We start from the raw sequence: 26,025 nt of genomic DNA, 5'->3' as shown, positions 1-26,025 counted from the left end.
GGACAAGAGACCATGACCCAAGTGACTTGGCGCAGCACCCTGATCGCGATCGCTCTTCCCCTGGCCGCCTGCGGCACCGGTGAAAGCGCCCGCTACCTCATCGATTCGCCCCCGGTGACTACAGGCGCCGAGACCCGGGTGTCCGTGCGGACCGTCGAACTGCGCGATGTGTCGCTGCCGACCCACGCCTCGGGCACGTCGATCCTCGTGCGCGAGGCGGATGGAGGATTGCGCCCGATCGGAAACGCGGAATGGGCGGATGACCCAGAGCGCGCGGTGACCGGGACGCTGGCGCAATTGCTCGACGAGCGCAGCACGGCCACGGTCGCCGCAGAGCCCTGGCCTTTGCGCGACGGCCCGTCGGCGCGGCTGGACATTCGGATCGACAAGATGCTGGCGAATGTCAGCGGCGTGTTCGAGATCACCGGGCAGGCGGCGGTGAGCGCCGTCGAAGGAAACCCCCGCGAGCGGGTCGAACGGTTCCGTGTCGCGGTTCCGATCACCGAGATATCCGCCACGGCCGTGACCGAGGCACAGGGCCGGGCGCTTGCTGCGCTGTCGGACGACTTGATCGGGCTCTTGCGCTGACCCTGCCATGCCGCTGACCCCGACCACGCTGCCTGACCTGCTGGACCACGGGTTCGATACCGTGATCGACGTGCGCAGCCCGGCGGAATACGCCGAAGACCATGTGCCCGGCGCGATCAACCTGCCGGTTCTGGACAACGAGGAACGCGCGCGCGTAGGCACGATCTACAAGCAAGTCAGCCCGTTCGATGCCCGCAAGCTGGGCGCGGCCCTGGTGTTTCGCAACGCGGCCAACCATATCGAAACGTCCCTGTCACATCATGACGGAGCGTGGAAGCCGCTGGTCTATTGCTGGCGCGGCGGGCAGCGGTCCGGGTCGTTCGCGTGGCTGCTGGGCGAAATCGGCTGGCGGTCGGACGTGATCAAAGGCGGATACAAGACCTATCGGCGCATGGTCGTGGACATGCTGCATCGCAATCCCCTGCCGTTTCGGTTCGTGCAACTGGGCGGGTATACCGGGACCGCCAAAACCGAACTGCTGCCGCTGCTGGCGGAGCGCGGCGTGCAGGTGATCGACCTCGAAGGGCTGGCGAACCACCGCGGGTCGCTCTTGGGGTCGATGGGGGATCAACCGGCGCAAAAGGCGTTCGAAAGCGCCTTGGCCGGGCAATTGTGCCGCCTTGATCCGACGCGCCCGGTGATCGTCGAGGCGGAAAGCAGCAAGATCGGGCAGATCCTGTTGCCGCCATCGCTTTGGGAGGCGATGAAGATCGCCCCGTGGATCGAGGTTGCGGCACCTCTGGAGGCGCGCACGGACTACCTGCTGCGGGCCTATGACGACATCCTGTCGGACACGGTAACGCTGCAAGCGCAATTGGCTCCGCTGAAGGCACATCGCGGCGAGGCCTTGGTGGCGCAGTGGACCCGGCTGAGTGCGGCGGGCGACACGCGATCCCTGACCCGGTCCTTGATGGAGGATCACTACGATCCGGCCTATGCCAAGTCGATGAAGGCGATGGCGCCGGCGGTCAGGGCACGGGTCGAGACCGATGGATTGTCGCCGGCGCATCTTGACCGGGTCGCGGGGCAGATCGAAGCGGCGCTTCAGGCGATGGAGACCTGACCCGCCGGACCTGTCTGCAAATGCCCGATGATCGCGGTGTCGGGGTGGCCCGCTTGCCACAGGTTTGCGACGATCTGCCGGGCCTGATCCGCCGGAACCGCGGCGAGCAGCCCGCCGCCTGTCTGCGGATCAAACAGCAGTCGGGTCTGCGGGTCGTCCGGAATATTTGAAAATCCGGCGCGATTGCTTGCGTAAAGCGAAGAATGCTCTCCCCGCTCCGACAGGTCCAGTGCACCGGGCAGCAGGGGCACCGTGTCGAGCGTCAGCGTGGCCGACAGCCCCGAGGCCATGCAGAGGTTCTGCAGGTGCCCGGCAAGGCCAAACCCGGTCAGATCGGTCATCGCCTGCGCCGTGTCGCGCAGGATTGAGGCCGCGGTTTTCTGGCCATGCTGCATCGAGTCGAGCGCGCCTGCCACGTCCGCGCCCCGCGCCTTGCCCGACATGAGGGCTGCCATGATCACCCCGGTGCCGATGGGTTTGGTGAGGATCAGCGCGGCACCGTCCTCTGCGCCCTTGAGGGTGATCGGGTCCCGGTCACACAGGCCGGTGACCGCCAACCCGATGGTCAGTTCATCGCCCAGCGTGCTGTGCCCGCCGACAATCTCGGCGCCTGCGTCTTGCAGGATGGTCTGAGCGGCGGTCAGGATCTCGGTCAGGGTGCGTTGAGCCAGGGCTTCGGACAGGCGCGGCAGGGTGATCGACAGGGTCGCGGCCTGCGGATCGGCCCCCATTGCCCAGATGTCACCCAAGGCGTGATGGGTGGCGATGCGCGCCATGACAGCTGGATCGGACCAGAAGCTGCGCAGATGATCGGTGGTGAAAACCTGCCGCGTGCCTCCCGTGGTCAGGAGCGCCGCATCGTCGCCGGGCAGCGGCGTGATGTCCGCGCGCCGCGTGGGTTCGAGCGTGGCAAGCGCATTGGACAGCGCGTCGCGGCCCAGTTTCGCCCCGCAGCCACCACACAGGGGTTTAGGGCCCATCGCCTGCGGCACGCCCTTGGCGCGGGGATAGGGCAACGCGGGGGTTTGCATCTTGGGCAAATCATTGAATTGGCGCATGAATTTACGGTCGATCTGGTCTTTCCAGTCCCAGACCCAGCCGCCGGTGAAGGTCAGGCCGAACCGATCACCAAGGGCGGATTTTTTTCCGAGCGAAATAAGCTTCAGGTAATCCTTTTGTGGGATGTAGGGCTTGAGCGGGCCACCAGAGAGAGAGGAGGCGAGGTTATGTAGCAGAACAGGTGCCTGACGCACGGCATAGACGCCCGCCTTGGGACGCGGGGCGTGGGCCATGTGTGCGCAGTCGCCAACGGCAAAGATCCGCGGGTCGCTGGTTTGCAGGCGATTATTGACGGTGAGAAATCCGTCATGGGTTTCAAGTCCTGTCTCGGCCAGCCACGGATAGGGACGGGCCCCTGCGGCGCCCGTGATGAAATCGGCGGTGATGCTGCGCCCGTCTTTCAGGTGGACCTCGTTTGCGGACAGCTGTGTGATGCTTGCCTGTTCATGCAGCGTGATGTCCTGCGCCGTCATTGCGTCGCGCAGGGCCCGGGCGCTTTTGGCGGGCAGGGCGGACAGGGCCGTCGCGTTCTCGATCAGGTGGATCGTGGCAGGGCGGTTGCGCTTTTTCAGGGCGTGGGACATCGCCATGGCAAGCTCGACCCCGGCGACGCCGCCGCCGATGATCGCCACGCGGGCCGGACCGTCACCGTTGCGGAAAACGTCCCACCTTGCCGCAAACGGGCCAAGCGGTTTGGCCGGGATTGCATGCTCTGCGAACCCCGGCAAAGTGGGCATGTCAGAGGTGATGCCGACATCGACCGAACAGATGTCAAAGCCCACGGGCTGGTGGGTGTCGATCCGGATCGTGCCGCTTGCAGGATCAATGCCGGTGGCCGACCCGAGGATCAGCCGCGCATCGGCGGCCTGCGCGAGGCGGACTAGGTCGATGTCCAGCTGTGCGCGGGTGTAATGCCCCGCGACGAACCCCGGCAGCATGCCGGAATAAGGCGCGGTCGGACCGGGATTGATCAGCGTCAGGCGCGCGCCGGGAAGCGGCTTCATCGCCCATTTGCGCAGCACCAGCGCGTGGGTGTGGCCTCCGCCGATCAAGACCAGATCCCGGGTGAGCGGCAGGGAGGATGTGTGCATGTAAGTGGTCCTTTGGTATTCGGACCGGACTTAGCATGCGGTTTCGCGCGCGCCCATGCGACGGGCGGTCAACTTTCGTAACGAGTCTGTCCGCGCCGGTTGGCGTCGACGGGCAGCGTCACGTGCAGCGGTTGATGCGCGCGTTGGGGGCAGGCAGTGCGCGGGCAGACATGGCAGCTTGTCCCGATCTGGGCGAAGAGGGTCTTGTCGTCCATGTTGAAGCGCTGGGAATACCCGACCTGATGCGCCTGGTCGATGTCGCAGCCGATGGCGACGACAAGGCGGCGTTCCTGCAACCGTGCTCCGACCACGGGCCGGTCAGAGGTGCGCGACAGGGTGAAGAACCGCCCGCCATCCGGCATCTCGACGAATTGCGGAAGCAGTTGGCCCGGAACCTGAAAGGCGCCGTGAATGTCCCACACGGGACAGGCGCCGCCCTCTTCGGCCAGCGTGATCGTGGTGGCGTTGAACCGTTTCGACACGTTGCCGGCGCGGTCCACCCGCAGAAAGAAGAACGGGATGCCGCGTTGGCCATCGCGTTGCAGGGTGGTGAGCCGCTGGCAGACCATTTCGAAACTGACGCCGAAGCCAAGGATGATGCGGTCGATGTCGTAGCGGGTCGCCTCGGCCAGGGCCAGGAACTCGGTATAGGGCATCAGGAGCGCCGCAGCGAAGTAGTTGGTCAGCTCGACGGTCAGCCGCGCGCGGCCCGCATCGGCGGCGATTCCACTGGCGGCGACATAGCTTTGCACGGTGTCGCGCGCTTCGAGCAGGCCGATGACATGCGCCAGTTGGAACACGCGGTTGGGATGGTCCAACGCTTCGGACAGGTTCACGATGCCATCGGTTTCGCGGAACAGACGCAGCGCGCCGGGCATGTCAGACAGTTTTTGCACCGTGCAGGTGACGCTGTGTTCCAGCCGCAGGTGGCGTTTGAGCAGCGCATACATGTCGTCATGCGACCCGCCCAGCCGTGCGCGCAGATCTTCGGCCTGCCGTTCAAGCGGATCGAAGTGGTTTTCATGCGCGCGAAATACGTCATGGATCGCGGTTTCCGGCGTCTTGAACCGCAGGTCGCCGCCGGCGGCCTGGCCGGCCAGGCGGCGGAACTGCTCGGCCATCGACCGGTGGGCCTGATGCAAATGGAGGAAACGCTCGACCAGTGTGGGCGCGTGATCCAGCGCGCCACGCAATTCAGTCAGGTCGGGCGGGTCGTCGCCAAACGCGGGATCGCGCACGGCGGCCCGCAGATCGGCCAGTTTCGTCGCCTCGGTGTTGGTGACAAGGCTGCGCATGTCGACGCCGTAGGCTTCGGTCAGAGCGACAAGCACCTGCACGGACAGGCTCCGCTGGTTGTTTTCCAAGAGGTTTACATAGGCCGCAGAGATGCCGAGCCGCTGCGCCATCTGGGCCTGCGTGTGCTTGTTCTGGCGGCGCAGTTGCCGCAACTGGGGGCCAACGAAGGTCTTGCTCATGTTTACAACATTACAGAAAATAAAATTGTAATGGCAAGAATTAACATCCCGACCGCATTAAACGTGAAATTATATTTCAAAACGGTATCTATCCTCCAAGTCCGAAGGAGGATTGGTGGCGATTGCCGCTGACGGGAGCGGGCTTTTTGATCGGGAGGATATTACATGATCTACAGAATAACACGTCGCGCAGCCTTGGCCGGAGTTGCCTCCATTGCCATGATCGCCGCCGGAGCCACATCGGCCCTCGCCGAAGGCTGGAAGCCGCAAAAGCCGATCGAGATGGTCATCATGGCCGGTCAGGGTGGCGGTGCGGACCGTCTGGCGCGGCTGTTCCAGTCGATCATCCAGAAGGAAGGGCTTGCGTCGATGCCGGTCCTGCCGGTGAACAAGGGTGGCGGGTCGGGCGCCGAGGCGCTGCGCTATCTCAAGGACAACGAGGGCGACGCGCACAAGATCATGGCGACGCTCAACAGCTATTACACCACGCCGCTGCGCACCGATATCGGCGTCGATATCGAGGAATTCCAGCCGATCGCCCGCATGGCGCTGGACACCTTCGTGCTGTGGGTGAACGCCGACAGCGATGTCCAGACGCTGGATGATTTCGTGGCCGCCGTGAAGGCGTCGGGTGGCGAATGGAAGATGGGTGGCACCGGCACCGGGCAGGAAGACAGCCTTGTCACGGCGATGCTCGAAAAGGAATTCGACATCAAGGTGACCTATGTGCCCTTCGGTGGCGGCGGTGACGTGGCCAAGAACGTGGTCGGCGGCCATATCGATTCGTCCGTGAACAACCCCTCCGAAGCGCTGGGCTTCTACCAGGCCGGCAAGATGCGCCCGATCATGGCGATGACACCCAACCGGCTTGACGTGTTCCCGGACACGCCGACGGCGACAGAGCTTGGCCATGACATCGTCTACTGGATGCAGCGGTCCTTCGTGGCCCCCAAGGGCATGCCGGCCGAGGCGGTGGCCTATTACACCGAGATGTTCAAGAACCTGTCGCAAACCGAAGAATGGCAGACCTACACCAGGGAAAAAGCCCTGATGGCGGATTTCCTGTCCGGTGACGAACTTCAGGCCTATTTCCTCGAAGAGCGCGAAAAGCATGCGGCGATCCTGGCCGACATGGAAGGCGACGGCGCGTCCTGACGCGGATATGAGGCGCACCAGGTGACTGGTGTCGGGCCGGGGCGCAGAGTGCCCCGGCCTGTTTTGACGACCGGGCAGGGTGGTCCGGCAGCAACCAATTCAGATTGTTCGGGGAGACAGGCATGCTCATCGCAGACAGAGTGATCGCCATCGCCATCATGGCGCTATCCGCCTATTTCATGTGGCACGCCATCGCGCTGCCGATCGGGTGGAATGGCATGACGGGTGGGCCGGGGGGCGGTGCCTTTCCGTTCTGGCTGTCGCTGATCATGTTGTTGTCCGCAGGCGGAGTCCTGATCCGAAGCCTGATGCAGGCCCCGTCGTCACAGCATTTCTTCGACAGCCAGATGTTGCGCAGCGTGATCCTGGTTGTCGTCGCGCTGTTTGTGACCATCGCGCTGATCCCGGTTCTGGGGGCCTATATCGCGATCCCGTTGTTCATCTTCTGGTACATCAAGATCTACGGTCGACATGGCTGGGTGCTGACCGCGGCCCTGACCATCGGGACGCCGGTGTTCCTGTTCTTCTTCTTCGAAGTGACTTTGAAAATTCTCTTGCCCAAAGGCGTGACGGAACCGTTGTTCTTTCCGCTTTACGCAATGTTCTTCTGATCGGGGGCTGAGATCATGGAAACGTTGGCACTTCTTGCGGATGGTTTTGCGACCTCGCTTTCTCCGATCAACCTGATGATTGTCATCCTTGGTGTGACCGCCGGTCTGTTCATCGGGGCGATGCCCGGTCTGGGGTCGGTCAACGGGGTGGCCATCGTGCTGCCGCTGACCTTCATCGTGCCGCCCAGCTCGGCGATCATCCTTTTGTGCGCCATCTATTACGGGGCCATGTATGGCGGCGCGATTTCGTCGATCCTGCTGGGGATACCCGGCGCGTCGACGGCGGTGGCGACCACGTTTGACGGGCGGCCCATGGCGCAGCAGGGCAAGGCCGGATTGGCCTTGATCGCGGCGGCGGTGGCGTCCTTTGTCGGCGGCACGATCTCGGTTGTCCTGTTCACGCTGTTCGCGGTGCCGCTTGCGGACCTGGCGCTGGCCTTCGGCCCGGCCGAGGAGTTCGCGCTGGTGCTGATGGCGTTCACCACCTTTGTCGGACTGGGCGGCGACGACAAACTGAAGACGATCATCATGATCTGTCTCGGGCTGGTGCTGAGCACCGTCGGCCTCGACCTGATTTCCGGCCAGCCACGGCTGATCTTCGGTGATCTTCCGGGGTTCTATTCGGGCGTCAGTTTCCTTGTCCTGGCCATCGGCGTCTACGGCATCGGCGAGATCCTCTACACCATCGAATCCTCGCGCACCGCGCCGCAGGTCACACCGGCCAAGATATCGCTGCGCGATCTCGGCGACGGCATCCGCACGATGAACAGGATGTGGCGCACGATGAGCCTCGGGTCGTTCCTGGGCTTCTTCGTGGGCATGTTGCCCGCCGCTGGCGCGACGCCCGCCGCGCTGATGGCCTACGGGATCGCGCGGTCCACGTCGAAGGATCCCAAAAGCTTTGGCAAGGGCAATATCGAAGGCGTGGCCGCGCCCGAAACGGCGAACAACGCCGCCTCGACCGGGTCGCTCTTGCCGATGCTGACGCTGGGCATTCCGGGATCGCCGACCACCGCGCTTCTGCTGGGCGGAATGGTGATGTGGGGGCTGATGCCGGGGCCGATGCTGTTCATCGAACAGCCGGATTTCGTCTGGGGTCTGATCTCGTCGCTTTACACCGCGAACTTTGCCGCCGTGGCGATCAACATCGCGCTGATCCCGCTTTTCGTCTGGGCGCTGCGGATGCCGTTTACGGTCCTTTGCGCCATTGTCATGGTTCTCTGCATCGTGGGCGGGTTCGCTCCGAGCCAGAAAATGCATGACGTCTGGCTGATCGCGGGCTTTGGTGTTGCGGGCTACCTGCTGCGCAAGGCGGATTACCCGCTGGCGCCTTTGGTCCTGGCTCTGGTGCTTGGCCCGCTGATGGAGAAAAGCTTCCGTCAGACGCTGATTTCCGAGCAGGGCAACGTGCTTGCCTTCATCGAACGGCCACTCTCGGGCACGTTTATTGCCATCGCGGCACTTTTCTTTGTGCTGCCTTTGGTTAAGTATCTGCGCAAGGGCGGACGGCGGAGCGTCGCTCCGGCGGAATAAACTGAATTTCTGACGACAAAAGGGGACAGGGCATGGCTACAAACGTCAAGGCACTGCTGGAGGGACACGCGTCCGATGCCAAGGCATTGGGGGCACCGGGACGAGACTGGCTCAGCTATGGCGGGCTGCGCGATCTGTCATCCGAGGTGAGCGCCAGCTTGCGCGGCTTCGGGATCGGGCCAGGCGACCGGGTGGCCATCGTGCTGCCGAACGGGCCGGACATGGCATCGGCCTTTGTGACGATTGCACAGGCGGCGACCACGGCACCGCTGAACCCGGCCTATCGCGAAGACGAGTACACATTCTACCTCGAGGATCTGGGTGCCAAGGCGATCGTGCTGGCAGAGGGTTATGACGGCCCGGCACTGGCTGCGGCGCAGTCCCTGGGGCTGATGGTGCTGCGCACAATTGTGGCAGACGATGCTGCGGCGGGGGCGTTTACCCTCACAGCGGATGGCGCGACCGGCGCGGCGCTGCCTGCCAGCGATCCGACGGATGATGACGTGGCGCTGATCCTGCACACCTCGGGCACCACGTCGCGGCCCAAGATCGTGCCGCTGTTGCAGTCCAACGTCGCGGCATCCGCGCATAATATCGCCGGATCCCTGAACCTGACGTCGGAGGATCGCTGCCTGAACGTGATGCCGCTGTTCCACATTCACGGTCTGTTGGCCGCTGTGTCGGCGTCGCTGTCGGTGGGGGCGTCGATCTGGTGTGCGCCGGGCTTTGACGCGCTGCGCTTCTTCGGCTGGATGCGCGAGGCGACGCCAACCTGGTACACCGCCGTGCCGACCATGCACCAGGCGATCCTGAGCCGGGCCAAGCGCAACGCGGACGTGATCGAAGAGGTGCCGCTGCGGTTCCTGCGATCCTCCTCGGCATCCTTGCCCGCGCAGGTGATGGAGGCGCTGCACGAAACCTTCAACGCGCCGGTGATCGAAGCCTACGGCATGACAGAAGCAGCGCACCAGATGTGCTGCAACCCGTTCGAGCGGCAAAAGCCGGGCGCGGTGGGTGTGGCCGCCGGTCCCGAAGTGCGCGTGGCCCATGAGACCGAGAACAGGCTGATCGACGGCACCGGCGAAGTGGTGATTTCCGGCCCCAACGTGACACCGGGCTATGAAAGCAACCCCGACGCCAATGCCAAGAACTTCTTCGAGGCGGATGGCAAGCGCTGGTTCCGAACCGGCGACCAGGGCGCGTTCGACGCGGACGGGTTCCTGCATCTGACGGGACGATTGAAGGAGATCATCAATCGTGGCGGCGAAAAGGTTTCGCCGCTCGAAGTGGATGGCGTTTTGCTGGATCACCCGGGCGTCGCTCAGGTGGTGACCTTTGCGGTGCCGCATCCCAAGCTTGGCGAAGAGGTGGCCGCGGCGGTCGTGTTGGCCGAAGGGTCCGAGACCACCGAGCGCGAGATCCGCGATTTCGCCGCCGAGCGGATGGCCGATTTCAAGGTCCCGCGCAAGGTGATCATCCTCGACGAGATCCCGAAAGGCGCCACGGGCAAGATGCAGCGCATCGGACTGGCGGAAAAGCTGGGGCTGGTGGAGCCCGCCTGAGAGGCGGTTTGATGAAGCGCCGGGTGGCTTTTGCGGGAGCCTCCGGCGGGAGTTTACTTGGCAAGATGAAGGCGGAGCGGTTCGCGGACTATCGGCGGATCGTTTCGGGGTGAGCGATGAAGATTTGTGTATTCGGAGCGGGCGCCATCGGCGGCTACATGGGGGTGAAGCTGGCGCAGGCGGGGGCCGATGTGAGCCTCGTGGCGCGTGGGCCGCATCTGGCGGCGATGCAGTCGGGTGGATTGAAGCTGATCGAAGAGGGTGGCCAGGAGACCGTGGTGTCGGTGACCGCCTCGGACGATCCGGCCAGCCTGGGGGAGCAGGATTACGTCATCGTCACCTTGAAGGCGCATTCGGTGCCGCCCGTGGTGGAGAAGATGCAGCCGTTGATCGGGCCGAACACCACGATCGTGTCCGGTGTGAACGGCGTGCCGTGGTGGTATTTCCACAAGATCGGTGGCGCACATGAGGGCACGCGGCTCGAGAGCGTGGACCCGGGCAATGCGCAATGGGACGGGTTTGGTCCGGACCGGGTGCTGGGCTGCGTCGTCTATCCGGCGGCGGAGGTGATCGAGCCCGGTGTGGTCAAGCATATCGAGGGCAACCGCTTCTCATTGGGCGAGCCGGACGGGTCGAAATCTGAACGTGCGGTGGCGCTGTCGCAGGCGTTGTCCTCGGCGGGGCTCAAGGCGCCGGTGCGGCCGCGCTTGCGCGACGAGATCTGGGTGAAGCTCTGGGGGAACCTGTCGTTCAACCCGATCTCGGCGCTGACCCATGCGACGCTGGATGTGCTGTGCACCGATCCGGGCACGCGGGCGGTGGCGCGGGGCATGATGCTCGAGGCGCAGGAGATTGCCGAGGCGCTGGGTGTGAAGTTCCCCATCGACGTGGAGCGGCGGATCGACGGCGGCGCCGCCGTGGGCGCGCACCGCACGTCGATGTTGCAGGATCTGGATCAGGGCCGTCCGATGGAGATCGACGCGCTGGTGGGGTCTGTGCAGGAACTGGGCCGCGTTGTGAATGTGCCAACACCGACAATCGACACGGTGCTGGCGTTGGTGCAGCTTCGGGCGCGGACCGCCGGGCTTTATGCGTAGGCGGCGGTCACGATCACGTCGACCTTGAGTTCGGGGCGGGCCAGCTTGACCTCTCCGCAGGCGCGGGCGGGGGCGTGGCCTTTGGGCACCCAGGCATCCCAGACCGCGTTCATCTCGGCGAAATGTGCCATGTCGGACACCCAGATGATCGCCTGCAGGATCTGGTCGCGGGACGATCCGGCCTGTTCCAGCAGCGCATCGACGCGGGCGAGGCAGTCCTGCGTCTGTTCGGTCACGGTGTCGCCACTGCCGACCTGGCCGCAGAGATAGACGGTGCCGTTGTGTTTGACGATCTTGCTCATGCGCTGGCCGGTCTCTTGCCGTTCGATCATGGGTCCACTCCTGTCGGTTGCTTGCGCCGACACTTGCCGCAAGCGTGCGGATTGTCCAGAACCCTGCGCCAGGGTCCGGCCAGTTTTTCCTTGGAATCGGCGCGCGCTTCGTGCGTTTATATCGGAAGAAAAACAGGGAGGAGACCACAATGATCAAGCGCGCATTTCTCAGGCTCGCTGGCACAACCGCACTGGCGCTGACGCTGGGCACAGGAGCTTTCGCGCAGGAGGTCACGCTGCGGATGCACCAGTTCCTGCCGGCGCAGGCCAATGTGCCCAAGAACGTGCTGGTGCCATGGGCCGAGCGGGTGATGGAGGCGTCGGACGGGCGGATCGAGATCCAGCATTTCCCGTCGATGCAGCTGGGAGGCACGCCGCCGCAACTGATCGACCAGGCGATTGATGGCGTGGCCGATATCATCTGGACGGTGGCGGGCTATACGCCGGGGCGGTTCCCGCGCGCCGAAGTGTTCGAGCTGCCCTTTACCATGACCGATGCGGGCGACATGTCGGCGGCCTATTGGGAACTGGCCGAAGAGCAGATGATGGATCAGGATTTTGCCGATTTCAAGGTTCTGGGTGTCTGGGTGCACGGCCCCGGCGTGATCCATTCCGCCGATCCGATCACGACTCCGGACGATCTCAACGGGGTCAAGCTGCGGGCACCGACGCGGGTCACGAACAAGCTTTTCACCAACCTGGGCGCGACCACGGTGGGCATGCCGGTTCCGGCGATCCCCGAGGCGTTGTCGAAAGGCGTCGTGGACGGTGCGGTGATCCCGTGGGAGGTGACAGGCGCGCTCAAGGTGGCGGAGCTGGTCGAGAACCATACCGAGTTCGAGGGCGACGCGATCTACACCACGAGCTTCATCTTCGCGATGAACAGGGAGGCCTACGAAGGCCTGCCGGATGATCTCAAGGCGGTGATCGACGCGCAGTCGGGGGCCGAGTTCAGCCGGATGGCCGGCACGCAGATGCAGGCGGATGATATGCCCTCGCGCGAGGCGGCGCTGGACATGGGCAACAACCTGATCACCGTGTCCGAGGCAGAGGCCGGTCCGTGGCGCGCAGCGGCGGAGGCCACCACCGCCGAGTGGATCGCCGAGATGGACGAGAAGGGCATCGATGGAAATGCCCTGATCGCGCGTGCGAATGAGCTTTTGGAAAAGCACAACACGCAGTAAAGCGGTGCGCGTCGTCCGCAAAGGATTTCGGGCGGCGCGCAACACGGCAGGGGGCAGAGCGGCATGACACGGGCGATTGAGCGCCTCGCGCGGGCGATGGCCATTCTTGGCGGCGTTGTCCTGACGGCGCTGGTTCTGCTGACCTGCGTATCGGTGCTGGGACGCGGGTTGAATTCGATGGGCCATAGCGACTGGCTGACGACGCTGTCGCAGGGGGTTGCCGACGGGTTGATCGCAACTGGCGTCGGGCCGGTGACGGGCGATTTCGAACTGGTCGAGGCGGGGATCGCGTTTTCGATCTTCGCCTTTCTGCCTATCTGCCAGCTGTATGCGGGCCATGCCACGGTCGATGTGTTCACATCGCGCCTGTCGGACCGGGCGAATGCGTGGCTGGTGGCGTTCTGGGACGTGGTGCTGACGCTGGCGATCCTGTTGATTACCTGGCGGCTGTCAGCGGGTCTGGCCGACAAATACGCCAACGGGGAAACCACCTTCCTGCTGCAATTCCCGGTCTGGTGGTCCTATGCCGCCAGTTTCATGGCGGCGCTGGTCGCGTCGGTGACCGCGATCTACTGTTCGCTCGGGCGGGTGACGCTGGCCGCGACGGGGCGGTCGATCCTGCCGGACCCGGGAGCGGACGCGACATGAGCATGCTCGAACTGGGCATCTGGTCCTTTCCGGTCCTGCTGGTGCTGATCTTTCTGCGCGCGCCCATCGGGCTGGCGATGCTGCTTTGCGGGATCGGTGGGCTGTGGCTGGCGCTGGGCAGTCCGGACGTGGTGCTGGCGCGGCTGAAATCCGAGACATATTCAACGTTTTCCAGCTATTCCCTGTCGATTATTCCGATTTTCTTGTTAATGGGCCAGTTCGCGACCCTTTCGGGCATGTCGCAGGCGTTGTTCCGGGCGGCGGAATCCTGGCTGGGCCACCGCAGGGGCGGGGTCGCGATGGCGTCGGTCGGGGCCTGTGCGGGGTTCGGGGCGATCTGCGGGTCGTCGCTGGCCACCGCCGCCACGATGAGCCGGGTGGCGTTGCCCGAATTGCGGCGCAACGGCTATTCCGGCGGATTCTCGACAGCGACACTGGCGGCGGGGGGCACGTTGGGCATCCTGATCCCGCCGTCGGTGATCCTGGTCATCTACGCGATCCTGACGGAACAGAACATCGCCAAGCTGTTTCTGGCGGCCTTCATCCCCGGGGTGTTGGCGGCGCTGGGGTACATGATCACGATCTCGCTTTACGTGCGCCGTCACCCCGAGTCCGCGGGGCATCGCGACCCGGTCCCTTACGCTGACCGGATGCGCGCGCTGATCGACGTGTGGCCGGTTCTGCTTGTCTTCGGGCTGGTCGTCGGCGGCATCTATCTTGGCTGGTTCACCCCGACCGAAGGCGCGGCTGTGGGGGCGGCGGGCACGGGCCTGATCGCGCTGGTCTCGGGCAACCTGAGCTGGGACGTGTTCAAGCAGAGCATCATCCAGACCGCCGTGAGCACCGCGATGATCTTCTTCATCGTGTTGGGGGCGGCGTTCTACAACGGGTTCCTCGCGCTGACACAGGTGCCGCAGGAATTGTCGAACTGGGTCGTGGAGATGGCGCTCAGCCCCTACATGGTGCTTTCGCTCATCCTGCTCTTCTACCTGGTGTTCGGCTGCCTGATGGACAGCCTGTCGATGATCCTGCTGACGATCCCGATCTTTTTCCCGGTGATCTCGGTCATGGATTTCGGCTTTGTCGATCTGGCGGTGATGCAGGCCGATGCGGCGCGCGCGGTGCTGGCGACCGGCATTCCCGAGGGCATGACGCAGGAGATGCTGGGGTCGATCAACGCGGCGATTGCCGGCGGGATCGAACTGACCCGCGAGCAGATGCAGGCGCTCGACATCCGTGTGACCCAGGGCATGGCGAACCGGATCGAGGCCGAATGGGTGGCGATCTGGTTCGGGATCCTCGTGTTGATCGTGGTCGAGGTCGGGCTGATCACGCCGCCGGTGGGGATGAACCTCTTCATCATCAACTCGATGGATCGTGACACGCCGATGATGGCGACCTACAAGGCGGTGATCTGGTTCGTGACCTCGGATATCCTGCGGGTCATACTGCTCGTTCTGTTCCCGGCGATCACGCTGTTCTGGCTCTATTGACACGCCGACTGCATATTTTCGCACAGGTGTTACCAGCGATCGCACCATATTTCCTCTGGAAAACTGAACCGATCAGTTTAGATATCGCGCAGGTCAGGAGGGTGCGGCCGAGGATTCGCGCCATCCTGACGGGAAATTCCTGATCCGTTGGAGCTCAGTCATGCGCCGTCTTCTTGTTATGTTGTTGATCTCTCTGGTCCCGGCCCTGGCCGTTGCGCAGGAGGCCCGGCTGGCCAAGATCATCGAGGTCAATTCGACCGATGGCGCGGTGATCCGGCAATTCTTCGGTCATGTGGTTGCCAAGGAAACCGTCGATCTGGCGTTTCAGGTCGGCGGCCAGATCATCGATCTGCCGTTGATCGAAGGCAACCGGATCGCCCAGGGCGACACCGTCGCCCAGCTTGACCTTGAGCCGTTCGAACTGGCGCTCGATCAGGCGCGGGTGCAGAAGGACCAGGCCGAACGCACGCTGGAACGGTTGCAAAAGCTTGAAGGCAGCACGGTGAGCCAGGTGTCGGTGGACGATGCCAAGACCTCGCTTCAACTGGCGGAAATCGCGGTGCGCAATGCCCAGCGGGAATTGCAGAACGCGACGTTGCATGCCCCGTTCGACGCCTTGGTCGCGTCTCGGAACGTGGCGAATTATTCGACGATTTCGCCCGGCACGCCGGTGGCGCGCCTGCATGACATGTCCGAACTCCGGATCGATATCGAAGTGCCGGAGATCCTGTTCCAGCGGGCCGGCAGAGACCCCGATACCGAGCTTTGGGCGCAGTTTCCGTTCGACAAGACGCGGTATCCGGTGACGCCGCGCGAATTCAACGCCGAGACATCGCAGGTCGGCCAGACCTACCAGATCACGCTGGGCATGGCGCCGCCCGAGGATCAGTCGATCCTGCCAGGATCGTCGGTGACGGTCCATGCGAGGATCACCGGAATGGCCGGGGATATCCGCATCCCGGCCTCGGCGGTGGCGACCGGTAATGATGGCAGCCCCAACGTGATGGTTTTCACCCCCAGGGGCGCCGATGACGGCACGGTGTCGCTTCGCCCGGTCGAGATCGAGCCGAGCAGTCGCGGCGATGTCCGGGTGGTCGGCGGCCTTGAACCCGGCGAGGAAATCATCGCCAGCGGTGTGAGCCAGCTGAGCGATGGCGACATCGTCAGGCGCTTTACCGGCTTCTCGAACTGAGCATCGCGTCATGAACATCGCAAAAGCCTCCATCGACCGGCCGATCCTCACCTGGCTCATCATGCTCGTGGCGCTTCTGGGCGGCATCTGGGGGTTCTTCACCCTCGGACGGCTCGAAGACCCGGCCTTCACCATCAAGACCGCCGTGGTGATCACCGAATATCCCGGCGCCAGCGCACAGCAGGTCGCGCGCGAAGTGTCGGAACCGCTGGAATCCGAGATCCAGAAGATGTCCGAGGTCAAGGAGGTGCGGTCGGTGAACCAGCCCGGCCTGTCGCGGATCACCGTGGACATGAAAGACCAGTATGACGGCGAGGAACTGCCCGAGATCTGGACCAAGCTGCGCAACCGGGTGACGGCGGCGCGACTCCCGTCGGGCGTGGGCAGGCCGTTCGTGAACGACGGGTTCGGGGATGTGTACGGCATCTACTACGCGGTGACCGCACCGGGCTTTACCGATGCCGAGATCCACGATCTGTCCACCTTTCTGCGGCGCGAATTGCTGACGGTGGACGGGGTCGCCGATGTCGCGCTTTCCGGGGTGCCGGGCGAGGTGATCCATGTGGAGCCGAACCTTGTTCTGAGCACCAATCTCAACATCCCGCCGGCCGCGATCCAGGGCGCTTTGGCGAATGCGAATTCGGTCGTGGACGGGGGCTCGATCCAGACGGAGGACGGGCGCACGCTGATCCAGGGGCCGGAGGGCTATGACACGGTTCAGGAAATTGCCGGGCTGACCGTCGGGGTCGGCGGAGAGATCCTCAACCTGTTCGACTTTGCCGAAGTGACACGGGCCCGCGAAGACACGCCGGACCTGATGATCCGGCACAATGGCGTCGAGGCGTTCACCATCGGGGTTGCCGGGATCGGGTCGGAAAACATCGTCGATGTGGGCAAACGCGCCGATGCCAAGCTGGCGGAACTGTCGTCGCAAATCCCGGTCGGTGTCGAGTTGCTGCCGATCTACCAACAGCATGTCGTTGTCGAGGAAGCCTCGAACGCGTTCCTGATCAACCTTGCCATGTCGGTCAGCATCGTCGTGATCGTGCTGGCGCTGTTCATGGGCTGGCGCGCGGCGATCGTCGTGGGCGTGACGCTGCTTTTGACGGTGGTGGGCACGCTGTTCTTCATGGCGATCTTTTCCATCGAGATGGAGCGCATTTCCCTGGGAGCCCTGATCATCGCGATGGGCATGCTGGTGGACAACGCCATCGTGGTGGCCGAGGGCATGCAGATCGCCATGCGGCGCGGCAAGACTTCGCGCGACGCGGCGGACGAGGCGGCAAGCAAGACGCAGATCCCGCTGCTGGGCGCGACGGTGATCGGGATCATGGCCTTTGCCGGGATCGGGCTCAGCCCCGACGCGACCGGCGAATTCCTGTTCTCGCTTTTCGCGGTGATCGGAATATCGCTCTTGCTGTCCTGGGTGCTGGCCCTGACGGCGACGCCGCTTCTGGGGCATTATTTCTTCAAGCGCGGATCCGGTGAGGACACGGACGCCTATGGCGGGTTTTTCTTCCGGCTTTACGGCACAACCCTGCGCGGCGCGTTGCGGGCCTGGTGGCTGGTGATCCTCGGTCTGGTCGGGATCACGGTGGTCTGTTTCATGCTCTTCGGGCAGATCAAGCAGCAGTTCTTTCCCGACAGCAACACGCCGCTGTTCTTCGTGCATTACAAGCTGGACCAAGGCGCGTCGATTCAGGAAACCTCGCGCGATCTCGCGGTCTTCGAGGACTGGCTGGCAGGCCAGCAGGACGTGGTGTCGGCCACCGCCTTTGTCGGGCGCGGGGCAGACCGGTTCATGCTGACCTACCAGGCCGAGGACCCGAACCCGAGCTATGGGCACATCATCGTGCGGACCGAGACGATCGACCAGATCGCCCCGCTGATCGCCGATCTCGAGGACTTCGCCGCGCAGACCCTGCCGCAAGGGGAATTCCGCGCGAAACGGCTGGCCTTCGGCCCCGGTGGCGGCGATCCGATCCAGGTGCGGTTCTCCGGCTCCGATCCGACGGTGCTGCGCGACCTGGCGGATGAGGCGATGGCGCGCTTTGCCGCGGCCTCGGAGAACATCGTGACCCCGCGCATCGACTGGCGCGAACAGGAACTGGTGCTCAAGCCGGTCTATGCCACCGACCGTGCGCAGGAGGCGGGGATCACCCGCGACGACATCACGTCAATCCTGCGCTTTGCAACCACGGGGATCGAGGCCGGAGTCTACCGCGAAGGGGATCGGCAGATTCCCATCGTCCTGCGCGCCGATCCCGAGGCGGGTCTGGCCCTGACCGATCACGTGGTCTATTCGCAGAACGCACAGGCCTTCGTGCCGCTGGAACAGGTGACCGACGGTCTGACCTTCGAGCCGCAGAACACGCTGCTGATGCGGCGCGACCGGCTTCTGACGATTACCGTGGGCGCCGATATCGTCAAGGGCCTGACCGCGGCCCAGGTCCAGACCGAAGTCACGGACACCATCGAGGCGATGGAGTTGCCGCCGGGCTACAAGATGGAATGGGGTGGAGAGCTGGAAAGCTCGTCGCAGGCGCAGGAAAGCCTTGGGCGGCAATTGCCGATGAGCCTGATCATCATGGTGGTGATCTCGGTCCTGCTGTTCAATGCGTTGCGGCAACCGTTGATCATCTGGCTTCTGGTGCCGATGTCGGTCAACGGGGTCAGTCTCGCGCTTCTGGGCACCGGGTTCCCCTTCACGTTTACCGCGCTTCTGGGTTTGCTGTCGCTGTCGGGGATGCTGATCAAGAACGGGATCGTCTTGGTCGAGGAGATCGACATCGTGCGCGAGGAAAAGCCCGATCAGTCGCTGAAGGAGTCGATTGTCGAGGCGTCGACATCGCGTCTTCGGCCCGTTGTTCTGGCAGCCGCGACGACCATTCTGGGCATGACGCCGCTGATCTGGGATGCGTTCTTCCGGTCGATGGCGGTGACGATCATGGGCGGTTTGGCCTTTGCGTCGATCCTGACTTTGGTGGCTGCCCCGGTGTTTTACTATGCGTTCTTCATGCGCAGCGCGAAGAAGGCTGAGCGGGCTGCGGCGTGAGCGGGGCTGCGAGGCTTGTATTCATCATGATAAATTGGTTGCATGGCGCGGCTGCCCGGACAGGGGCAGCCGTCAACCGTAAAGGCCGCCATGACACCGGGCTCCAAGACTGATCTCTCCGAACGTCCGCGACGCCGGTCCCGACCGGTGCGGGTGGCCGAGGCGATCAAGGATTGGGTCGTCGAGCAGGGGCTTATGCCCGGCGACAGGCTGCCCGGCGAGGCCGCGCTGATCGACCGCTTCCAGATGTCCAAGGGCACCATCCGCGAGGCGATGCGGATCCTTCAGGCGCAAGGGCTGGTCGAGACCAAGACCGGGCCGGGCGGGGGCAGTTTCGTCGGTGAGGTGTCGCGCGACCGGGCGCATGCCTTGCTGGCGAATTACTTCTATTTCCAGAACGTCACCATTGCCGACATCTACGCGGTGCGGCTGTCGCTGGAACCGGAAATGGCGGCGTCGCTGGCAGGCAAGCTGACCGAGGCGCAGCTGGCCGAGCTTCAAGAGATCATGCAGACCTACGCCGCCCCGGCCAAGGACGCGCGGGAAGAACGGTTGCAGCATGTCGCGTCCTTGCGGTTTCACGCGCGGCTGTCGGATTTTGGGGAAAATGCACTGCTGAGTTTCTTCATCAGCTTCATGGCGCAGATCCTGACCGACCTGACCGTCTACAAGCGGCTCTACACCACGCCGAACCACGACCTCTGGAAACGCGGGCGCGATCACCAGCTGGACCTGATTGCCGCGCTTCGGTCGGGCGATGCCGAGGCTGCCCGGCGTGTGATGGCCAGCCATATGGAGATGGCGCGCGACCTGATGGAAGATCAGGAAGCCGAGGTCATGAAACGCTTCATTGCGGAGTGACCGGGTCCCTGGTTGCCGTGAAGGGGGCGCTGCGCTGCGGGTCGTCGAGCGTCGGCACATGGCGCACCCAGTCGCCGTAAAGCCCCGACGTGGCCCGGCTGTGCAGGGCGCGCAGATCGGTGAGCGGCGTTTCGGAATGGTCCACGCGCAGGGTCATCGGCGGCTGCGCGCGGCTGACCACCAGCAGGGCGGCTGACAGCAGCCCGCGGCTGTCGCCCCCGGCGCGGGAGGCGGCGTCGAGCGCGTTGAGAAGCCGTGTGTCCAGGGAGCCGCCGTCGGTCAGGAACCTGTCGAGACAGGCCTCCAGCACCTTTGCCGAGGCCAGAAGGTTGCCCGACACCACGACATGGGTCGCAATGCGCGCATCGGCCACGGGGATGCTGTTCGCGCCGGTGAAATGGCCGGTGCTGCCAAGCGGATCAAGCGCCGCCAGTTGCCGTTCCGCGCGGCCTTCGTCGGTTGACGTGATCTTCGCCACCGCCTCGGCAGCGTTCATGCCGCCGCGCATCAGGGTCAGGACATCTGTTCCCCACATCGTGCTGGGCAAAGACCCCTGCGACGCCGACAGGCCCGATTCGGCATCGCCACGCAGGACCCAGCCGCCGACACACAGGCTTCCGGTGGTTGCAGCGCCGCCGTAAGCTCCCGTTTTTTCATCGAAAGCCAGAATGGAAAGGGTCATGGGCGGCTCCGTTTTCGTCAGGCTTGAATTTATCATGAAAATTTGGCCTGATGCAATTTATCATGATAAATAAAAGCTGAACTTCAGGAGAGGAAGTCACCCATGTCGCTTTTCCACGTCACCCGCCGCAGCCTTCTGGCCGCGGGCACAGCTTTGGCGCTGACCCTTGGCACGGTCGCGCCCGTTGCCGCACAGACCCCGCCCGGCGTTCTGATCGTCGGCCAGATCGCCGAGCCCAAGGCGCTTGATCCCGCGGCTGTCACCGCGGTGAACGATTTCCGCATCCTGATGAATGTCTATGACGGGCTGGTACGCTACCGCGACGGCACGCTCGAGGTGGAACCGGCGCTGGCGACGGACTGGGAGATCAGCGAGGATGGAACGGTCTATACCTTCACCCTGCGCGACGGGGTCACATTCCACGATGGCAGCGATTTCAACGCCGAGGCGGTGAAGTTCAATTTCGACCGGATGCTGAACGAGGATCACCCCTATCACGACACCGGCCCGTTCCCGCTGGCGTTCTTCTTCTCGGCGGTGGAAAACGTCGAGGCGGTGGACGACCTGACCGTGCGGTTCACGCTGAATGGTCCCTATGCGCCGTTCCTGTCGAACCTCGCCTATCCCACCGGGCTGATCGTGTCGCCCGCAGCAGTCGAGGAGCACGGTGCCGATTTCGGGCGCAACCCGTCGGGCACCGGGCCGTTCACCTTTGTCGAATGGCGGTCGAACGAGGCGGTGGTGATCGAGGCCAACCCCGATTACTGGGACGGCGCGCCCGAACTGGAAGCGGTCGTGTTCCGGCCGATCACCGATGCCAACACCCGCACGGCGGAAATGCTGGCGGGCGGGATCGACCTGATGGTCGAGGTGCCCCCCGTGGCGCTGTCGGAGTTCCAGGGCGACAGCTACACGGTGCATGAACAGGCCGGGCCGCACGTCTGGTTCCTGATCCTGAACACCAAGGAAGGTCCGTTTGCCGATGTCCGCGTGCGTCAGGCGGCGAATTATGCGGTCAACAAGACGGCGCTGGTCGAGGAGGTGCTCGAAGGCACCGCGGAAGTGGCCGCAGGCCCGACGCCGCCGGCCTTTGCCTGGGCCTATAACGAGGAACTGGAGCCCTATCCCTACGATCCCGACCGGGCGCGGGAGTTGATCGCCGAGGCCGGGGCCGAGGGCGCGGAGCTGACCTTTTTTGTCACCGAAGGCGGATCGGGGATGTTGGACCCCGTGGCGATGGGCACGGCCATCCAGGCCGACCTCGAAGCGGTGGGCTTTGACGTGAGCATCGAGACCTACGAATGGAACACCTTCCTTGGCGAGGTGAACCCCGGGCTCGAGGGCAAGGCGGACATGGCCGAAATGGCGTGGATGACCAACGACCCCGACACGCTGCCTTTCTTGGCGCTGCGCACCGCCGCTTGGCCGGACCAGGGCGGGTTCAACTCGGGCTACTATTCCAACCCCGAGGTGGACGAGTTGCTTGAGGCGGCGCGGGTTGCGACCGACCAGGAGGAGCGTGCACGGCTCTACAAGGAGATGCAGACCATCGTGCAGGAAGACGCGCCCTGGGTGTTCGTGGCGAACTGGAAGCAGAACGCGGTGACGAATGAGGCGGTCGAGAATTTCTCGCTTCAGCCGTCATTCTTCCTGCTTCTGGATGATGTCGTGAAGAACTAGGCTTCGGGCGGGCGCGGCCCGCCCGACAAGGTGGGGGGCCAGCCCCCCACACCCCCCGGAGTTTACCCGGCAAGATGAAGGGGTCCTTCGTGACCGGCTACATCCTCAAACGTCTGTTGTCCGCGATCCCGGTTCTTCTGGGCATCACGGTGATCGTGTTCCTGATCATGGCGCTGATCCCGGGCGATCCGGCGACGGCGATCCTGGGCAGCTATGCGACGCCGGAGAATGTCGAGAAGCTCAATCGCGATCTGGGTTTGGACAAGACGCTGGTGCAGCAGTATTTCATCTGGCTCGGCAACATGCTGACCGGGGATTTCGGCACCAGTTTTGCGCTCAACCGTCCGGTGCTGGACGAGGTGCTTGAGCGGTTCAACGCGACGCTGGTCCTTGCGGGAACGGCGTTTGTGCTGTGTTCGATCCTCGGCATCATCGCCGGGGTGATTTCGGCGGCGAACCAGTATGGCTGGGCGGACAAGGCGATCACCTTTGTCGTCTTGCTGGGCATTTCGATCCCGTCATTTTTCCTGGGCATGATGATGATCCTGTTCTTTGCGGTGAACCTGCGCTGGTTCCCGGTGTCGGGCATGTGGCCGATCTATGGCGCGCGCGACATCTGGGCGCTGATCTCGCATCTGACCATGCCGGCCTTGGCGCTGGCGGTGGTGGCGACGGGGGTGATCGCGCGGCTGTCACGATCGGCCATGCTCGAGGTGTTGCGGCAGGATTTCATCCGCACGGCGCGCGCCAAGGGCGTGCATGAGCGCGGCGTGATCTGGCGCCATGCGCTGCGGGCGGCGATGGTGTCGATCATCCCGGTACTGGGCATCCAGGCGGGCTTTGTGTTGTCGGGTGCAGTCTATATCGAGATCGTCTTCCAGTGGCCCGGCGTGGGGCGGATGCTGGTCGATGCGATCCTGACGCGCGACATCCTGCTGGTGCAGGGCGGCGTGGTCTTCGTGGCGGCCTGTTACGTGCTGTTCAACATCGCGGTGGACGTGGCGCAAAGCCTGCTTGATCCGCGGATCAAGACATGACCTTGCGCCGCTGTGGATCAGTCGTAGCGCCTGTCGAAAGCGACGGTGCTGCCATCGGCGAGTTGGGCCGTGTCGGCGTAGATTTCGCGCGGGCCGAACAGGTCGTCATCCACGAAGCCCGAGATGGAGACCCTGTCGCCGGGGCGCACGGGCATTCGGTTGGGTCCGATATAGACGCGGATGTCCCCGGAGGCATCTGTCAGGCGAAAGGTGTCTTCGTCCAGGATGCGGGTCACTTCGCCCGCAAGGGTGACAAAGCTGCCGCGTTCGGCCTCTGCAATCGGAACGAGCGGATCGGTCTGCGCGGCAAGAGCGGAGCCGGTGACAAGGAAAAAGGCGGTCAGAGCGGTGCGGAGCATTGCAGTTTCCTTAAGTGTGAATGGTGTGCGTCTGGTACGTGCGAGGATTTGGTCGCACCTCACGTAATCGTGAAATGGGTGAATTTGACGCCAGTACAAGCGGCGATGACGCAAATGTCAGGGAGGGGTGCTGCATGGCATTTCTGACGCTTCTGGCGCGCAATCGGCTGGCGCTGGCGGGCGGGGTCTTGATGTCGGTTGTGGTTCTCCTGGCGGTGCTGACGCCGGTGCTGCCTTTGGCGGACCCGGACGTGACCAACACGAGCAACCGGTTCCAGCCGATCCTGTCCGAGGGCGCGTTGCTGGGCACCGACCATCTGGGGCGCGATCTGCTGTCGCGGCTGATGTGGGGGACGCGGTTGTCCTTGGCAGTCGGGTTTGCGGCGGCGATTGTGGCCGCGACCCTTGGTGCCGCAATCGGGATCATCGCGGGGTTTTACGGCGGGCGCACCGACAACATCATCATGCGCGGCGTCGACATGCTGATGGCGTTTCCCTACATCCTCTTGGCGCTGGCGATCGTCGCGGCTTTGGGGCCGGGGCTGTTCAACGCGCTGATCGCGGTGGCGGCGGTGAATGTGCCGTTCTTCGCGCGCAACATCCGGGGCATCACCGTGGGCATCGCGCACAAGGAATTCGTCGATGCGGCGCGGCTGGCGGGCCTGTCGAACACGCGGATCATCCTGTCCGAGATCCTGCCCAACGTGATCCCGGTGATCGTGATCGCCATGTCCACCACCATCGGCTGGATGATCCTTGAGACCGCCGGGCTGTCCTTTCTCGGCCTTGGAAGCCAGCCGCCGCAGGCCGATCTGGGGTCGATGCTGGGTGAGGCGCGGTCGGCGCTGATCACCAATCCGCATACGTCGATCGTGCCGGGGGTGATGATCCTGATCATCGTCATGTCGATCAATCTGCTCGGTGACGGGGTGCGCGATGCGCTGGACCCGCGGCTGAAGTCCGGGGCACTGTCGCGGCCGATGGCGACGACGCAGGTGGATCGGAAAGGCCCGGTGCCTGAACCAACCGGCAAGGGGTTGCTGGAGGTGCAGGGGCTTGAGACGCAGTTTCATGTCAAGGATCGCGTCTACCGCGCTGTGGGCGGTGTCGATCTGCATGTCGAAAAGGGCGAATGCCTGGGCATCATCGGTGAAAGCGGGTCGGGCAAATCCGTGACCGCGCTGTCGCTGATGGGGCTGGTCGCTTCGCCCCCCGGCGTGATCACCGGCGGGGCGGTGCATTACGATGGTAAAGACCTGATCGGGGCGCCGTACAGACAGCTGCGCGACATGCGGGGGCGCAACGTCGCTTATATCTTTCAGGATCCGCTGGCGACGCTCCATCCGCTCTACCGCGTCGGTGACCAGCTGATCGAGGCGATCCGGTCGCACCGACCCATCGGCAAGGCGGAGGGGCGGGCCAAGGCGGTCGAGCTGCTGCGCGCGGTGCGCATCCCCAACTCGGAGCAGCGCGTGACGGACTATCCGCACGAGATGTCGGGCGGGATGCGGCAGCGCGTGGGCATCGCCATGGCGCTGGCGAACGACCCGGACATCATCATCGCGGACGAACCGACGACGGCGCTCGACGTGACGGTACAGGCGCAGGTTCTGACCATATTGGACGATCTGCGGCGGTCGCGCGGGCTGGCGATTGTCTTCATCACGCATGATTTCGGCGTGGTGGCCCAGCTTTGTGACCGAGTGGCGGTGATGTATGCCGGGCGGATCGTCGAGGAAGGCAGCACGAAAGACATCCTGCACGCGCCGCGTCATCCCTACACGGCGCGGTTGATGGCCTGTGTGCCGGAACTGGGCGGCGGCAAGCGGCGGCTCGAGGCCATCGCGGGGCTGCCGCCGGTTGTGGACAAGCTGCCCGAGGGCTGCGCCTTTGCGGATCGCTGCCTCAAGGTGCAGCCTGAGTGCCGGCGCGGCGAAATTCCGCTGGACTGGCAGGGCGACCGCAAGGTGCGGTGTCTTTATCCGGAACAGGGCACGCGCGAGGCGGCGGAATGACACATGCGCTGAGATTGTCGGACGTCTCGAAGACCTTCCCGGTGGGACGGAGCCTGTTGGGCCGGGCCAAGGGGTCGGTCAAGGCGGTGCATCCGGTCACGCTTGACGTCCAACAGAACGAGACACTCGGCATCGTGGGCGAATCCGGTTGCGGGAAATCGACCCTCGCGCGGATGCTGGTGGGGTTGCTGGAGCCAACCACCGGGACCATCGAGATCGACGGAGAGACGCTGGATACGGCGGACCCGGCGCT

At 64.2% G+C, this 26,025-nt stretch carries 22 protein-coding genes; 17 read left to right on the top strand and 5 right to left on the bottom strand.

Translation table 11 applies throughout. The features are described from left to right. Positions 1–12: 12 nt before the first annotated feature. Entirely contained in the window at positions 13–588 is a 576-nt protein-coding gene (locus LCF60_RS15195) for a PqiC family protein (protein ID WP_292292900.1), read from the top strand. Positions 589–595: 7 nt separating this feature from the next. Further along, positions 596–1,651: a tRNA 2-selenouridine(34) synthase MnmH gene (gene mnmH / locus LCF60_RS15190; RefSeq protein WP_292292899.1), complete on the top strand. Its 1,056-nt coding sequence runs from the start codon at positions 596–598 to the stop codon at positions 1,649–1,651. Here the strand turns inward: mnmH and selD are convergent. Continuing rightward, positions 1,633–3,801: a selenide, water dikinase SelD gene (gene selD, locus LCF60_RS15185; protein WP_292292898.1), complete on the bottom strand. Its 2,169-nt coding sequence runs from the start codon at positions 3,799–3,801 to the stop codon at positions 1,633–1,635. The genes mnmH and selD overlap by 19 nt on opposite strands. Before the next feature lie 68 nt (positions 3,802–3,869). Then, entirely contained in the window at positions 3,870–5,276 is a 1,407-nt protein-coding gene (locus LCF60_RS15180) for an XRE family transcriptional regulator (protein WP_292292897.1), read from the bottom strand. 165 nt (positions 5,277–5,441) lie between these two features. On the opposite strand from LCF60_RS15180, the gene LCF60_RS15175 reads away from it, so the two are divergent. The 5 genes from LCF60_RS15175 to LCF60_RS15155 all read left to right on the top strand — a co-directional run bounded on the left by LCF60_RS15175 (position 5,442) and on the right by LCF60_RS15155 (position 11,234). Further along, the gene (locus LCF60_RS15175; RefSeq protein WP_292292896.1) at positions 5,442–6,431 is read left to right on the top strand and encodes a tripartite tricarboxylate transporter substrate binding protein; all 990 of its coding nucleotides are present in this window, start codon (positions 5,442–5,444) and stop codon (positions 6,429–6,431) included. A 122-nt stretch (positions 6,432–6,553) separates the two neighbouring features. Continuing rightward, positions 6,554–7,042 carry a tripartite tricarboxylate transporter TctB family protein gene (locus LCF60_RS15170; RefSeq protein WP_292292895.1) on the top strand — a complete coding sequence of 163 codons (489 nt, stop codon included), beginning with the start codon at positions 6,554–6,556 and terminating at the stop codon, positions 7,040–7,042. Between the two features lie 15 nt (positions 7,043–7,057). Next, positions 7,058–8,575, top strand: a complete 1,518-nt coding sequence (locus LCF60_RS15165) for a tripartite tricarboxylate transporter permease (RefSeq protein WP_292292894.1) — start codon at positions 7,058–7,060, stop codon at positions 8,573–8,575. A 32-nt stretch (positions 8,576–8,607) separates the two neighbouring features. Beyond that, positions 8,608–10,137, top strand: coding sequence for an acyl--CoA ligase (locus LCF60_RS15160; RefSeq protein ID WP_292292892.1), 1,530 nt, complete (start codon positions 8,608–8,610; stop codon positions 10,135–10,137). 116 nt (positions 10,138–10,253) lie between these two features. Then, the gene (locus LCF60_RS15155) at positions 10,254–11,234 is read left to right on the top strand and encodes a 2-dehydropantoate 2-reductase (RefSeq protein WP_292292891.1); all 981 of its coding nucleotides are present in this window, start codon (positions 10,254–10,256) and stop codon (positions 11,232–11,234) included. On the opposite strand, the gene LCF60_RS15150 is transcribed toward LCF60_RS15155, so the two are convergent. Further along, positions 11,225–11,566 (bottom strand): RidA family protein, encoded by a 342-nt coding sequence (locus LCF60_RS15150; protein ID WP_292292890.1) that lies wholly within the window; start codon positions 11,564–11,566, stop codon positions 11,225–11,227. The genes LCF60_RS15155 and LCF60_RS15150 overlap by 10 nt on opposite strands. Positions 11,567–11,715: 149 nt before the next feature. On the opposite strand from LCF60_RS15150, the gene LCF60_RS15145 reads away from it, so the two are divergent. From LCF60_RS15145 to LCF60_RS15120, 6 genes are all read left to right on the top strand, one after another. Further along, positions 11,716–12,750 carry a TRAP transporter substrate-binding protein gene (locus LCF60_RS15145; RefSeq protein ID WP_292292889.1) on the top strand — a complete coding sequence of 345 codons (1,035 nt, stop codon included), beginning with the start codon at positions 11,716–11,718 and terminating at the stop codon, positions 12,748–12,750. Positions 12,751–12,813: 63 nt separating this feature from the next. Further along, entirely contained in the window at positions 12,814–13,398 is a 585-nt protein-coding gene (locus tag LCF60_RS15140; RefSeq protein WP_292292888.1) for a TRAP transporter small permease subunit, read from the top strand. Then, entirely contained in the window at positions 13,395–14,891 is a 1,497-nt protein-coding gene (locus tag LCF60_RS15135; RefSeq protein WP_292292886.1) for a TRAP transporter large permease, read from the top strand. The genes LCF60_RS15140 and LCF60_RS15135 overlap by 4 nt, the downstream gene beginning before the upstream one ends. Before the next feature lie 160 nt (positions 14,892–15,051). Then, on the top strand, positions 15,052–16,083 hold the full coding sequence (locus tag LCF60_RS15130; RefSeq protein WP_292292885.1) for an efflux RND transporter periplasmic adaptor subunit: 1,032 nt from the start codon (positions 15,052–15,054) through the stop codon (positions 16,081–16,083). A gap of 10 nt (positions 16,084–16,093) precedes the next feature. Beyond that, positions 16,094–19,138, top strand: a complete 3,045-nt coding sequence (locus tag LCF60_RS15125; protein ID WP_292292884.1) for an efflux RND transporter permease subunit — start codon at positions 16,094–16,096, stop codon at positions 19,136–19,138. Positions 19,139–19,285: 147 nt separating this feature from the next. Then, positions 19,286–19,999 (top strand): FCD domain-containing protein, encoded by a 714-nt coding sequence (locus LCF60_RS15120; RefSeq protein ID WP_292292928.1) that lies wholly within the window; start codon positions 19,286–19,288, stop codon positions 19,997–19,999. Here the strand turns inward: LCF60_RS15120 and LCF60_RS15115 are convergent. Beyond that, on the bottom strand, positions 19,986–20,681 hold the full coding sequence (locus LCF60_RS15115; protein WP_292292883.1) for a DUF1028 domain-containing protein: 696 nt from the start codon (positions 20,679–20,681) through the stop codon (positions 19,986–19,988). The two genes, LCF60_RS15120 and LCF60_RS15115, sit on opposite strands and share 14 nt — an antisense overlap. A gap of 102 nt (positions 20,682–20,783) precedes the next feature. Between LCF60_RS15115 and LCF60_RS15110 the strand changes: the two genes are divergently transcribed. Both LCF60_RS15110 and LCF60_RS15105 read left to right on the top strand, forming a co-directional pair. After that, entirely contained in the window at positions 20,784–22,361 is a 1,578-nt protein-coding gene (locus LCF60_RS15110) for an ABC transporter substrate-binding protein (protein ID WP_292292882.1), read from the top strand. A gap of 89 nt (positions 22,362–22,450) precedes the next feature. Continuing rightward, positions 22,451–23,398: an ABC transporter permease gene (locus LCF60_RS15105; protein WP_292292881.1), complete on the top strand. Its 948-nt coding sequence runs from the start codon at positions 22,451–22,453 to the stop codon at positions 23,396–23,398. Between the two features lie 17 nt (positions 23,399–23,415). Here LCF60_RS15105 and LCF60_RS15100 read toward each other — a convergent pair whose 3' ends face one another. Then, entirely contained in the window at positions 23,416–23,757 is a 342-nt protein-coding gene (locus tag LCF60_RS15100) for a NirD/YgiW/YdeI family stress tolerance protein (RefSeq protein ID WP_292292879.1), read from the bottom strand. A 134-nt stretch (positions 23,758–23,891) separates the two neighbouring features. On the opposite strand from LCF60_RS15100, the gene LCF60_RS15095 reads away from it, so the two are divergent. Further along, positions 23,892–25,772: a dipeptide/oligopeptide/nickel ABC transporter permease/ATP-binding protein gene (locus tag LCF60_RS15095; RefSeq protein ID WP_292292877.1), complete on the top strand. Its 1,881-nt coding sequence runs from the start codon at positions 23,892–23,894 to the stop codon at positions 25,770–25,772. Beyond that, the coding region (locus tag LCF60_RS15090) for an ATP-binding cassette domain-containing protein (RefSeq protein ID WP_292292875.1) at positions 25,769–26,025 on the top strand (257 nt) is incomplete at its 3' end. The genes LCF60_RS15095 and LCF60_RS15090, both read left to right, overlap by 4 nt.

Origin of the sequence: Marivita sp., assembly GCF_020055635.1 — a bacterium.
Taxonomy (GTDB): domain Bacteria; phylum Pseudomonadota; class Alphaproteobacteria; order Rhodobacterales; family Rhodobacteraceae; genus Marivita.
Note: the sequence above shows the minus strand (reverse complement) of the source record. Positions and strands in the feature narration are given on the sequence as shown.